At 40.7% G+C, this 13334-nt stretch carries 12 protein-coding genes; 9 read left to right on the forward strand and 3 right to left on the reverse strand.

Annotated features, from left to right (window positions below; translation table 11 throughout):
- Positions 1 to 27: 27 nt before the first annotated feature.
- From nusB to fbp, 8 genes are all read left to right on the forward strand, one after another.
- On the forward strand, positions 28 to 1203 hold the full coding sequence (gene nusB, locus ADHAQ_RS0107090; RefSeq protein ID WP_026462347.1) for a transcription antitermination factor NusB: 1176 nt from the start codon (positions 28 to 30) through the stop codon (positions 1201 to 1203).
- Positions 1204 to 1317: 114 nt separating this feature from the next.
- Positions 1318 to 1629: a YtxH domain-containing protein gene (locus ADHAQ_RS0107095; RefSeq protein WP_026462348.1), complete on the forward strand. Its 312-nt coding sequence runs from the start codon at positions 1318 to 1320 to the stop codon at positions 1627 to 1629.
- A gap of 85 nt (positions 1630 to 1714) precedes the next feature.
- A complete protein-coding gene (locus ADHAQ_RS24800; RefSeq protein ID WP_051359766.1) occupies positions 1715 to 2761 on the forward strand; it encodes an isocitrate/isopropylmalate dehydrogenase family protein in 1047 nt (348 codons plus the stop codon).
- A 109-nt stretch (positions 2762 to 2870) separates the two neighbouring features.
- The gene (locus ADHAQ_RS24805; protein WP_034256648.1) at positions 2871 to 3398 is read left to right on the forward strand and encodes a DUF1573 domain-containing protein; all 528 of its coding nucleotides are present in this window, start codon (positions 2871 to 2873) and stop codon (positions 3396 to 3398) included.
- A gap of 3 nt (positions 3399 to 3401) precedes the next feature.
- Positions 3402 to 3713: a preprotein translocase subunit YajC gene (yajC, locus tag ADHAQ_RS0107110; protein ID WP_026462349.1), complete on the forward strand. Its 312-nt coding sequence runs from the start codon at positions 3402 to 3404 to the stop codon at positions 3711 to 3713.
- Positions 3714 to 3724: 11 nt separating this feature from the next.
- Positions 3725 to 4702: a YbbR-like domain-containing protein gene (locus ADHAQ_RS0107115; protein ID WP_034256649.1), complete on the forward strand. Its 978-nt coding sequence runs from the start codon at positions 3725 to 3727 to the stop codon at positions 4700 to 4702.
- A gap of 5 nt (positions 4703 to 4707) precedes the next feature.
- On the forward strand, positions 4708 to 5307 hold the full coding sequence (gene coaE, locus ADHAQ_RS0107120; RefSeq protein WP_026462351.1) for a dephospho-CoA kinase: 600 nt from the start codon (positions 4708 to 4710) through the stop codon (positions 5305 to 5307).
- Between the two features lie 696 nt (positions 5308 to 6003).
- On the forward strand, positions 6004 to 7056 hold the full coding sequence (fbp, locus tag ADHAQ_RS24810; RefSeq protein WP_034256650.1) for a class 1 fructose-bisphosphatase: 1053 nt from the start codon (positions 6004 to 6006) through the stop codon (positions 7054 to 7056).
- Between the two features lie 133 nt (positions 7057 to 7189).
- Here fbp and ADHAQ_RS0107130 read toward each other — a convergent pair whose 3' ends face one another.
- From ADHAQ_RS0107130 to ADHAQ_RS0107140, 3 genes are all read right to left on the reverse strand, one after another.
- Positions 7190 to 8497 (reverse strand): MFS transporter, encoded by a 1308-nt coding sequence (locus ADHAQ_RS0107130; protein ID WP_026462352.1) that lies wholly within the window; start codon positions 8495 to 8497, stop codon positions 7190 to 7192.
- A gap of 389 nt (positions 8498 to 8886) precedes the next feature.
- On the reverse strand, positions 8887 to 9435 hold the full coding sequence (locus ADHAQ_RS24815) for a GAF domain-containing protein (RefSeq protein WP_051359768.1): 549 nt from the start codon (positions 9433 to 9435) through the stop codon (positions 8887 to 8889).
- A gap of 211 nt (positions 9436 to 9646) precedes the next feature.
- Positions 9647 to 10708, reverse strand: coding sequence for a DUF748 domain-containing protein (locus tag ADHAQ_RS0107140; RefSeq protein ID WP_026462353.1), 1062 nt, complete (start codon positions 10706 to 10708; stop codon positions 9647 to 9649).
- Between the two features lie 320 nt (positions 10709 to 11028).
- Here ADHAQ_RS0107140 and ADHAQ_RS0107145 point away from each other — a divergent pair, with 320 nt between their 5' ends.
- Entirely contained in the window at positions 11029 to 13317 is a 2289-nt protein-coding gene (locus ADHAQ_RS0107145) for a Tex family protein (RefSeq protein ID WP_026462354.1), read from the forward strand.
- The last annotated feature ends 17 nt before the right edge of the window (positions 13318 to 13334 follow it).

Below are 13334 nucleotides of genomic sequence, written 5' to 3' on the forward strand. Positions count from 1 at the left end.
CAAAAAAACGTTCTTTAACATACGCTTATGCTTAACCGCAGGACATTACGAATTAAAGCCATGCAAGCCATATATGCCTATCAACAGGCAGAAAGCTCAGATTATTTAATGGCACTGGATAGAATTGAAGAGGAGTTTGCGCCGGATTTAATGGCTTTAGTACCCCAGGATCGGAAAAGGCTGCAGGGTCAGAAAGAAATAGCTGCTATTATATTTAAAGAGTGGTACACCACCCGGCAGCTGGAGAATGAAGAAAACCATCCGGAAATAAAAGACGCGGTTAACCGGGCAATTGCCTTTTACAACAACCAGGTTAAAAAAGACTATAAGTATTTCGGGCAGCAAATGCTACAAGCCGTGGAGCTTATTTACGACCACTACCTGAGCACATTGCAAATAATGGAAGTATTTGTCAAGCTTATTGAAGAAGAGGATCAACGTAATACGAATCGGTATACTGAATTAAAAGAAAAGAGCGCCCAGCCTTTTTTAAAAAATAAAGTATTACAAAAGCTGTTATCCAATAAATCGTATCAGAACTACGTAGTGCGCCGCAACATTAAGTGGGCCGATGGCGATTTAGATATTATCCGGCAGCTTTACAAAAACGTCCTGCGCAAAGACGAAGCGTTTATTCAATATATTAGCTGGGGCGAACACACGTACGAAGAAGATCACCAGCTTATCAAACATATCTTTAAAACTATTATTTTTAAAGACGAAACGGTACAATCGTTGTTTGAAGAGCACGACTTAAACTGGCAAGAAAACAAGGTAATTGTTAAAAACCTGGTAAATAAAACCGTTAAGTTGCTGGATGAAGCCAGCGATGAAAACCTGATGTTGCTGGACTTATCGGCTAATTGGGAAGACGATCGGGCTTTCTTTGAGGAGCTTTACCACAAAACCCTGGAAGCTGACACCAAATACGAACAGATTATTTCGGAAAATATCCAGAATTGGGATGTAGAGCGGGTAGCCGTTATAGACAAAATAATTTTAAAAATGGCTTTAAGCGAAATGCATATTTTTAGAAGCATTCCCGTAAAAGTAACCATTAACGAGTATATTGAAATTTCTAAGTTATACAGCACCCCAAAAAGTAAGCAGTTTATAAATGGTGTGTTAGATAAACTGGCCCAGGAGTTAACCGATAAAGGGGATATCCGTAAATCTGGAAGAGGTCTTATCGACAATAAATAATTTAATTTTTAGTTTAGGGTAGAGAAACGGCAGTTGTTGTAACTTAGTGCGGAGGTAAAAAGGCCTTATTAAGTACCCGAAAACGTTTAGCACTACCGAACACAAAATAAAATTATGAGTAAAAAACTAACTTATGCGTTATTAGGCTTTGTATCTGGAGCAGCTACCGGGGCAGCCATTGGAATATTATTTGCGCCGGATAAAGGCCGCGAAACCCGCGATCGCTTAACGTACCAACTTTTCCGGTACCGCGATATGCTGGTAGATTTAACCGATAGCCTGCGCGATAACAAGGAAAGTGGAACACCATCGGCGGCCAAATCAGAAGGCCAGCGGGTTATTAACGATGCCAAAGACAAAGCTGAAAAGCTATTAGGCGATGTTGACTCCCTTATAAACCAAATAAATAGACAAAAAGAAGTATAATAGATTGCTATTAAACTGTTTCGATGCTTACTTGCTAAGCATAACTATCTTAACAGAACAAATACTTCAACGCAAAATTTAAACTATGAAACAAGTTACACTGATACCAGGTGATGGCATTGGGCCGGAAATTACAGAGGCAGTAAAAGCCATCTTTGAAGCAGCACAAGTACCCGTAGTTTGGGATGTACATAATGCTGGTCAAGCAAGCCTGGAAGCTGGTGGCGAATTAATTCCGCAGTCCCTGATTGCCTCTTTAAACAAAAACCGGGTAGCTTTAAAAGCCCCGATTACCACACCGGTAGGCAAAGGGTTTAAAAGTATAAATGTGCAACTGCGCCAGATGTTTGATTTATATCAGAATATCCGGCCAGCCAAATCTACGGAAGGTATCAAAACGCGTTATGGCAACGTTGATCTGGTATTGTTCCGGGAAAATACAGAAGGATTATATTCTGGTTTAGAAATGTACGATGCGCGTTTAGGAGTTTCCGATTCTATTGCCCGGGTTACGCACGTAGGTTGTCAGAAAATTTGCGATGCTGCTTTTGAATATGCCCATAAACATAACCGTAAGAAAGTTACGATTGTGCATAAAGCTAATATTTTAAAAACTGCTGGTAAAATGATTATTGAAGCAGGCCAAAAGGCGGCTGAGCGTTATCCGCATATTAAAATGGATGACAAAATTATTGATAACATGTGTATGCAGTTAGTAGACCGGCCAGAGCAATTTGATGTGCTGGTAACTACCAACTTATTTGGCGACATCTTATCTGATTTATGCTCGGGCTTAGTAGGTGGTTTGGGCGTGGTTGCCGGTGCCAATATTGGCAAAGATATGGCTGTATTTGAAGCTGTACACGGTTCTGCGCCGGATATTGCCGGTAAAGGTATTGCTAACCCTACCGCCTTGTTACGGTCAGCGTTAATGATGCTGCACCACATTGATGAACACGGCCAGGCTTTTAGAATTGAAGCTGCCCTGGAAAAAACACTAATGAATAAAGAGCAGTGTACCGGTGATTTAGGCGGGAAAGCCACAACAAAAGAATTCACGCAATACGTTATAAATAACCTGGCAGCTTATGCTCCGGGTGGTATTGCGGTAGAATCAGATAATAACGCGTAAAAAACTAAGGTACTTTACGTTCCTGATATAACTAAAAATTTTTAAATGGCTTTTGTAACAGCGTTTGTTGTTGCAAAAGCCATTCACCCATTTATAACTAATGCTTAAAATGAAAAAAAATATTTTCGTAGCAGCAACGTTTGCAGTATTATTTACTATAGGCTGCGAACAGAAGAAAGAAGCTTCAGCCGATGAAATAACCACTACTGAAGTAGCCAGCACGCCCACTAACACGGTAAACAACCCTAATACTACCAATCCGCAGGAAATACAACCAAGCGCTGATGCCCCGGTAATGTCTTTCAAGGAAACCGAATTTGACTTTGGCACTATTAAAGAAGGTGAAGTAGTTAATCATACCTTTACTTTTACCAATACCGGTAAATCGCCTTTAGTAATAGAAAGTGCCTCTTCTACCTGTGGTTGCACCATTCCGGAATTCCCGAAAGAGCCAGTAGCTCCAGGAGCAGCAGGTAAAATTTCAGTACAATTTAACAGTTCTGGCAAAGGTGGTACGCAGCAGTTAAAAGTAATTACCATTAAAGCCAATACCCAACCTGAAATTACGCAGGTAAATATCAAAGCCAACGTAGCAGCAGCTGCCGGCCAAAACGGACCTTTCAGAACTAATTCTTAATACATGCTTCAGATATTATTACAAGCTCCTGCTCCCGGTAGCATCTCTAATATTTTATTTATTGGTGCTATTATTCTGGTATTCTATTTTTTCATGATCCGGCCCCAACAAAAAAAACTTAAGGATCAAAAAAAATTCCGCGAGTCTTTAACCAAAGGAAGCAGTGTTGTTACTATTGGTGGTCTGCACGGAAAGATAGTATCGGTAGAAGATACTACAGTAGTGCTGGAAGTAGACAGAGGCGTTCGTTTAACTTTTGACAAAACATCTATTGCTTCTGAAGCAGGAGCTAAAACAGAAGAAATAACTAAATAAAACCCGTTGACTTGCCGGCCGAAAGAGCGAAATACATCTTATTATGGTTGTTAAAACCATTTTCTTCAAATGATCGGCAATACTGGAAAGTAGTGCTGCTGTGCTTTATAGCAGCCGCTACTTTCTGGTTATTAAATGCTCTAAATAAAAACTATAGCAATATCCGTACTTCCTACCCGCTGCGGTTTGTGTACGATCAGGAAAAGTTTATTCCGCTAAAGCCCCTGCCCGAAGAAATTGAGATTAATGTAAGCGGGAAAGGCTGGAAATTGCTGCGCAAATACTTAATGATTGATTTGCGCCCTGCTGAAATAGTTTTTTATTCTATTCCCCCATATAAATATTTAACCAGCAACGCATTACGCCGCAATGTATCCAGTGTATTGGATGGACTGCAGTTAAATTTTATTTCAACCGATACCGTTCGCTTTTCTTTCGACCGTCGGATCCGTCGCAAAATTCCGCTAGCCGTAGATTCAGCTAATATTCAGTTAGACGCAGATAGAATAATTGCGTCTCCTATTGTTATAACTCCTGACTCGGTTATTTTTGATGGGCCGGCTTCTATGGTGAATAAGTTACCATCGCCTTACAAAATTAAATTGCCCGTTAATACCATAGACAGAAGCATCAAGCGTATCGTACCCTTAGAGTTTCCTACAAATAATGAATTAGTGAAAGCTAATATTACAGAGGCTGAAGTTTCTTTTGCGGTAAGTCCTTTAACGTGGCAACAATTACTTATTCCGCCGTTAATCAAAAATCTGCCCGAAGGCAAAGCTGTTAGAATAGTACCCGAGCTAATTACTATAAGATATGGTTTTGAACAAACCAATGCGGCTCCCATAACACCCGATCAGTTCGAGGTTGCCATAGATTATACCACGTATAACCCGGCTGATTCTACGGCAGGCGTTTTGGTTACCCGCCGACCGGTTCAGGTAAAAAGAATTTCTATAGGACCTACCAGAGTAAAGCTATTGCAGTAAAAAATATGCTAAAAGTAGGAATAACAGGTGGAATTGGATCGGGTAAATCAATTGTATGTCGGGTTTTTGCTTTACTGGGAATTCCTGTATACGATTCTGATTTTCGGGCTAAATGGGTTATGCAGCACGATCCGGTACTACGGGAAAATTTAATTCAGACCTTTGGAGAAAAAGTTTATGATACTGCTGGTTTATTAAATCGCTCTTACCTGGCTGCTGTAGTTTTCAATGAACCGGAAAAGTTAAGATTACTTAATAGCCTAGTGCACCCCCGGGTAAGAGAAGATTTCTTAAACTGGTCTGCAAACCAAACCCAAGCCCCATATATTTTAAAAGAAGCGGCACTTATGTACGAGAGCAATGCTCATAAACAAGTACAAAAAATAATTACCGTCAGTGCTCCCTTAAACATGCGGATAGAGCGGGTACAGCAACGCGACACGCACCGTCAACAAACAGATATAGAAGCTATCATTGCCAAACAATTACCGGAAGAAGAACGTTTGCAACGCGCTGATTTTGTCTTATATAATGATGGCCAACAATTAGTAATTCCACAGGTAGTAGCTATTCATAAAAAATTATTGACCTTAAGCACGCAATAACATACTTCGTACCTTCCTTTTAAAATTTTTGTTAATTCCTCACCAAAGAAAGAAGGTTATACAAACCTTTACCCATTCAGCTTTGCATTAAATATAATTTTTAATATTTCAGGCCTCGTATTTTATTCAGGTATAAAGCCTCTCCCTTCATGCCGAAAAAAAAGTATTCTCCTTTATCAAAATTTCTTTAACTACCTTTTCTTTTATATAATAACCTACTAAATAAATATAATTTATCTAAGTAGTTTGTTTATAATAGATAAAGAAAAAGAATAAACATTATTAAAAAAAGTACGTTTATTCACGAATCTTAAATATATTTGCTTTTTACCATATCTAACTGATTAAGAAGAGGATAATTGTACTTTTTACCATAAGTAAAATTTTACAAAGCTTTTCCTGATCGCTGCTTTATGCTATTGGTAAATACATTTCTGGTAATAATTACTTGCTTTTAAAAGCAAAAAATTGGCTCTTCTTTTTATAAGCTGCTGATTTTAAATATCATTGCCAACCAGTAATTTATTTTACTTGGAACTGAAAGCAGAAATTGACAGTTCTGACAATGCCTGAAGAAGCAGTTTTTTATATTTTTTTATTATATTAGATATAATCTGCTACTTATGAGCCTTCTATTGTAAAGCGAATAAGAAAAAGGAACCTGAACGGGAAAAATATTTCTAACCATAAATTACAATACACTTGGAAACGAATAATCAATTAGCTCTACCTGTAGGTGTAACCCTAGATCGGTACATCATGCAGAAACAAAGCGCTTTTCCTTTTGCAACAGGAGAATTGTCACAGCTTTTGCGCGATATAGCGTTAGCGGGAAAAATTATTAACCGTGAAATTAACCGGGCAGGTCTGATTGATATTAGTGGCGTTTATGGTGCTAATAACGTACAGGGCGAAGCACAACAGAAACTGGATGTTATTGCCAATATTCGCTTTATCCGGGCTCTTAAGAATGGTGGGCAGGCTTGTGCTATTATTTCTGAAGAAGAAGAAGACATTATTTATACCGGTAACGACAACGCCAAATATGTAGTGGCAATGGACCCGTTGGATGGTTCTTCTAACATTGATGTAAACGTTTCGATTGGTACTATTTTCTCTATTTACCGCCGGGTAACACCTATTGGTACCAAAGCCAAAATTGAAGACTTTTTACAAGGAGGTGATAAGCAGGTAGCTGCTGGTTACATCATTTATGGTTCTTCTACCATGCTGGTTTATACCACTGGCCATGGCGTTAGCGGTTTTACTTATGAACCATCCTTAGGAGAGTTCTTTTTATCACACCCGGGCATTGAAAGCCCAACCGTAGGCAATATGTATTCCTGCAACGAAGGGAATTTACTTCATTATCCGACGCCGGTTAAGGAATATGTAGAGGAGGCTCGTCGTAAAAACTATACGGCTCGTTACATTGGTTCAATGGTTGCTGATTTGCACCGAAACATGATTAAAGGTGGCATTTATTTATACCCACCACTGCCTAAAGCCCCTGATGGGAAGTTAAGGATGTTGTATGAGTGCTATCCTTTGGCTTTCATTATAGAACAAGCCGGCGGCAAAGCCTCTGATGGCAAACGCCGTATTATGGATATTCCAGCTTCGTTCATTCACCAACGGTCGCCTTTGTATATAGGGTCTTCCAGCATGGTTGATGAACTGTTAGAGAAATTTGACACTTCAACAGCAGAAGTGCTGGATACCGCTAAAGATGTTTCCTCTTTAGCTTAGTATAAAGCACCCAATGCTTTGAAAACTAAAACAATATAATATTCAAAGAAAAGAGCCGGTTATGTATAACCGGCTCTTTTCTTTTAGCTTATAGCCATAGTTGCTGTTTGCAAAAATTCGCCCTACCCGTTAATTATTGCTGCTGGTCTATTAGGGAGGTGTATTTGGTATCCTTCATAAATAGGTAAACCAAAAGCGAAATAAAAATACATCCGGTAACGTACCAATAGAAATAAGGCTCATGGCCCGTGTTTTTAAAACTTAAAGCTACGTACTCAGCCGTACCACCAAAAATAGCTACTGTAATAGAATATGGAAAACCTACGCCTAAGGCCCGTATAGCTGTCGGGAACAACTCTGCCTTTACTACTGCATTTATTGAAGTATAACCGCTTACTATAACTAAAGCTACCATTATATAACTAAAAGCCTCCCACTGCCCTTTGGCCTGGCTTAAAGCAGTTAGTAAAGGTACGGTAGCCAATGTACCCAATACTCCAAACCCAATAAGTAAGGGCCGTCGGCCAATCTTATCTGATAGCAGGCCAAAAAGTGGCTGTAATGCGGCATATATAAACAGAGATAAGAAAGTAATCAAGGTTGCTTGGCTTTTGGTAAGTTGCACCGTATTTACTAAAAATTTCTGCATGTAAGTGCTGTAGGTATAAAAGGCGATGGTACCACCTAGCGTTAGCCCCATCACTATCGCAACAGCCTTTGGGTGGCGCATTAGTTCTTTTAGCGTACCACTCTTTTTCTTACCAGTAACTTCTGTTTGATCTGTAAAAGCAACAGTTTCTTTCATATGGCTGCGTAGGTATAGAGCCACTAATGATAATCCCGCACCAATAAAAAAAGGGATTCGCCAGCCCCACTCCTGCAACTGAGCCTCAGACAAAAAAAACTGCTGCATTATTAACTGAATTCCCAATGCTATTAATTGTCCACCAATTAATGTAACATATTGAAAACTGGAGTAAAAGCCCCGGCGATTAGAAGAGGCCACTTCACTTAAATAAGTAGCCGAAGTGCCGTATTCGCCACCTACACTAAGCCCTTGCAGCAGGCGGGCAAGCAACAACAAAACTGGAGCAGCCACTCCAATAGTATCATATGAAGGGGTAACCGCAATAACCAATGACCCCAACGACATTAGCAATACCGAGAGCGTCATGGCCAGCTTCCGGCCCATTCTATCTGCTATACTACCAAACAACCAGCCACCAATAGGACGCATTAAAAAGCCTACTGCAAATATACCGGCGGTATTTAGCAGTTGCGCCGTAGCATTACTTTTCGGAAAAAACACTGGCGCGAAGTATAAAGAAAAAGCTGAGTAAGCATACCAATCATACCACTCTACCAGGTTTCCTATCGAGCCGCTGATAATAGCCCTTAACTGGTTAGGCTGTTTTGTTTTTACGGTTGCGGCTTTTAGCATAGGCGGTAGGTGCTTAAAATTATTTCTCGAGAGAACTAAATTATTGTAGCTGCTGCCAATAGGCGGTACAGGTTTTAAAGTTAATGAGCTTAAAGTTACGTACCAGAAGTATTAGCCTTAAATATACAAAAGGAGGTTGCGTAAACGCAGAAACAGTATTGAAATTTAATTATTTTGACTTGCTTATGATAATGGACAATATAATTAGCAGGTATTTTTCTAGAATTATATTGTTTAGACTTCCCTTTTCAAATAAGGCGGCACCTTCTTTAACTGGTTAAGAAATAGTAGATCTCGCTCCATAAGCAGGTATATTACCCCTGCTTAATCTTGAGCAAAAAAAATAAGCTCTTCTAATTTTATTAAAAGAGCTTATTTTTTATATGTTTTTATACGTTAGCGTTTACTGCTTTTTGTTGTGCAGGTATAGTTAGCTTCCAGAGTTCTAGTTCCTTCATTACCACTGCGGCTAAATGCTCCAGAATCTTTTGATCTGCAATAGAAAATTTACGAGGTATTTTATCTACAATACATACTGCACCCAGATTTAGGCCTTCCGGATTTGTTAAGGGGGCCGCTGCATAAAACCGTAAACCAAATTCTCCGGCAACCAACGGATTGGCCAGTAAACAAGGTTCCTCTACTGCATTTTCAAAAACAGTAGGCTCATGACTTAAAACTGCCAACGAACAAAGACTGGTGCCCCTATCTACCTCATTTACTCCTTCCAGCCCCACATTAGCTTTAAACCAAACGCGTTGCTTATCTACTAGGGAAACAAGTGCAATAGGCACTTTAAAAAGATGTGTAGCCAGGGAAGCAACATGTTGGAAAGGTCCTTCCCCAACCGGGGTATCTAAGATCTGGTACTCGTGAAGTTTTTGAACTCTTGTTGCATCATTATCAGGAATGATTGGAATGCCAAAGGTATTATTCATGCTCTCGATGCCCTCCCTTTTACAAATTGTACTAGTAAAGGTTTTACATTATAAACTGTATAAAGTTTTTCTTTTACGAGAGGAGAAAAGTTTGGTTTTAAGATTCATGATTTTTTCAAAAAATTCCAGGATGACCATTCTGCTTTAAGCCAAGTCGCCTCCTAGTAGAGATTTTGTTCCGCTATAAGGTTTTTTAAACAACTTTATTTTTTTACTTCCCTAGCTTACCTTCTATGCCTTTATTGAAGGCATCTATAAAAGCGTGTCTTAGCACGTTAACAAAGGTCTTCCAATTATCAGTATTAGGCTGGTTTACATTACCCGAAACCGGCACAACAGTGGCTATTTGGTCCCGCGGTTGGTTTTCCAGGGCTTCAGTAAATAAACCAATAACAGCTTCTTTTGCGGCTTTCAAAAAGCCTTCTTCTTTTTTATCTTTTTCCCAGTTAAGCACCTGTATGTTTTCAAAGAAAGGCTTCATGTACCCATCATACTGCCCATTCATCAGCTTTACTTCACTGTACATATCCATTTTGCCTCTTTCTACATCAAACTTACCGTAAGCTTTAATAAAGCTGTTTAAGCTGGTCAGGTTAACATTGGTTAACTGCATGTCTAAAACAAAATCAGGTATCTCTTTCAAGGCATTTACTTTCATGTTGCCTTTTAATGCACCTCCCCCAATAGAGCTACCGGTAACCGTAACAGTAGAAGGCAATTTTTGGCCAGCATTTTCTACGTTAGCTAAATTTAATGCCACCAGTTGCATATTGTTAATGAATAAATTCACATCGGGGCTGACAGTAAAATCCAGGTAAGCAAGTTTGCCATTATTTGCCCGGAGCCGGTTTATCGTAATGGGCATCAAATCCTTTACAATCTCCGTCCAATGCTCACGGGTAGGCTCGTTTGCAGGAGTTTTATTGGCAGCGGCTTCCACTATATTAAGCTGAGGCTTTTCCATAATAACCTCTCCTACCAACCTTCCTTTAAAAACAGAATTCCACTCGATGGATAAATCGGTGCGATCAATATTTAAGAATGGATATTTTGGATTGCCTTTTTCTTCCACCAACACCAGTTGCTTGATAGTATAAGCGCCACGATATAAATGAATATCTATATCGGCTACCTGGCCGTTATAGCCAGGCAACTCATTTAGTGATTTATTTACATAATGCTTTACAATGCTGGGCAGCGCCAACCGGAAAATGAGGAGCAACAAAATTATACCCGCTGCAATCAGATACGGCCTTTTAAGCTTCTTCAACATAGGTTAATTAATATTTATAAAATAACTCAACGTGTAGTTTCCCATTTCGAAACTATTTATACGATTTATTCTGAATAAATATTCAGGAACTAATTTTTACCCGCTAATCAGCTTTAAACCGGCTGTGTACTTTAGACGTGCCTGATGAGAGTAAACTGGAAACTTTTATTTTTGCCCTTGCTGGCATAGTCTCCAATTACGTATACTTTGCATCTAAACCGTATACCAAAAACAAACCTAAAACACAATCCCTCCTGTAGCTTTCACTTCCCATATTTTAGCTGTATTTTTGAAAAAGAATCAAAAGCAATTCGTGCTGAATGGAAGACTTACTAAAACATTTCTTAAAAATTGCTACTGAATTAACAATCAGTATAAAACAAGTACAAGCCACTGTACAATTGTTAGACGAGGGCGCTACTGTTCCGTTTATTTCCCGCTATCGGAAAGAAGTAACCGGATCTTTAGACGAAGTGGCCGTGGCTGCCATCCGCGACCGGATGGAGCAACTCCGCGAGCTGGATAAACGCCGCGAATCTATCTTGAAATCTATTAACGACCAGGGCAAACTAACACCGGAGCTGGAAGCGCAGATCAACGCTGCTGAAACCATGGCCGTGCTGGAAGATATTTACCTGCCGTACAAACCAAAACGCCGGACCAAAGCCACCATTGCCCGTGAAAAAGGCCTAGAACCACTGGCTACGCGTATTTTTGAGCAGGAACGTTTTGATGTAACTGCAGAGGCCAGCCAATACATCAGCGAAGAAAAAGAAGTAAAAGATACCGAAGAAGCCTTAGCCGGTGCCCGTGATATTATAGCCGAATGGATAAACGAAAACCCGGATGCCCGTGCGCGCATGCGGAATTTATTCGAGAAAAAAGGCGTGTTTAAAAGCCGCGTGATGCTGGGCAAAGAAGAAGAAGGCCAGAAGTACAAAGATTATTTTGAGTGGGAAGAGCCGATTGAAAAGGCCCCTTCGCACCGGATTCTGGCTTTGCGCCGCGGCGAAAAAGAAATGATTCTGATGCTGAATGCGCAGCCCGAAGAAGAAGCCGCCATTGAAATATTAGAGAACATGTTTGTAAAAGGCAATAATGAGGCCGCGGATCAGGTGCGTCTGGCCTCCAAAGATGCTTATAAACGCATGTTAAAACTTAGTATGGAAACCGAGGTGCGCATGAGTTCTAAAAAACGCGCTGACGAAGAAGCTATTCAGGTATTTGCCGATAATTTACGCCAACTATTGTTATCTGCGCCGTTGGGCCAGAAAACAGTATTGGCCTTAGATCCGGGTTTTAGAACCGGCTGCAAACTGGTAGTGCTGGATAAACAAGGTAAGCTACTGCACAACGAAAATGTATACCCACACACTGGTAACCGCCAGGCTCAGGAAGCCGCCTCAACCGTTAAATATTTAGCTAATAAATACGAAGTAGAAGCTATTGCCATAGGTAACGGAACTGCCAGCCGCGAAACCGAAACTTTTGTGCGCAGTTTAAACTTACCAACCAATATTGCGGTGGTAATGGTAAACGAAAGTGGTGCGTCTATTTACTCCGCTTCGGATGTAGCCCGCGAAGAATTTCCGGATTATGACGTTACCGTACGCGGTGCGGTTTCCATTGGCCGCCGATTAATGGACCCTTTAGCTGAGTTAGTAAAAATTGATCCGAAAAGCATTGGTGTAGGCCAGTACCAGCACGATGTAGACCAAAATGCATTAAAGCATACCCTAGATGATGTGGTCATGAGTTCGGTAAATGCCGTTGGCGTGGAAGTAAATACTGCCAGCAAACAATTATTAACTTACGTTTCTGGTTTAGGCCCTAGCTTAGCCCAGAATATTGTTGAATACCGCAACCAGAACGGCCCTTTCAAAAGCCGTTCGGACCTGAAAAAAGTACCGCGCTTGGGCGATAAAGCATTTGAACAAGCCGCTGGTTTCTTACGCATCCGCGATGCCAAGAATCCGCTGGATGCCTCGGCCGTGCACCCGGAGCGTTACGAGTTGGTACAGAAAATGGCTGCCGATCTAAACGCTACCGTTACCGACCTGATGAAAAGCGCCGAACTGCGCCAGAAACTGGATCTGAAAAAATACGTGACTGCGGAAGTTGGTTTACCTACGCTGCAGGATATCATGAGCGAGTTAGCCAAACCTGGCCGCGACCCGCGCGAGGGTTTTGAGGCGTTTAGCTTTACCGAAGGCGTAAACGAAATCAAAGATTTGCATCCGGGTATGAAATTACCTGGTATTGTTACCAACATTACCGCCTTTGGCGCTTTTGTTGATATTGGGGTGCATCAGGATGGATTAGTACACGTAAGCCATTTGTCCGACAAGTTTATCAGTAACCCGGCTGAAGCGGTGAAAGTACACCAGAAAGTTGAAGTAACCGTGCTGGAAGTAGATGTAGCCCGCAAGCGCATTTCGTTATCTATGAAATCGGATCCGTATGCAGCCGGCAAACCAGCCGGAGAGCGTGGCAACGGCGGTAACCGGAATAACGGCGACACCCGAAGAAACAACAACAGCAAACGTGATGAAGAGCCGCAGGATGATTTCCAGGCGAAACTGGCCAAGCTAAAAGGCATGTTTAAATAATCCAACATAAAATTAAA

Source organism: Adhaeribacter aquaticus DSM 16391, from assembly GCF_000473365.1.
GTDB lineage: Bacteria > Bacteroidota > Bacteroidia > Cytophagales > Hymenobacteraceae > Adhaeribacter > Adhaeribacter aquaticus.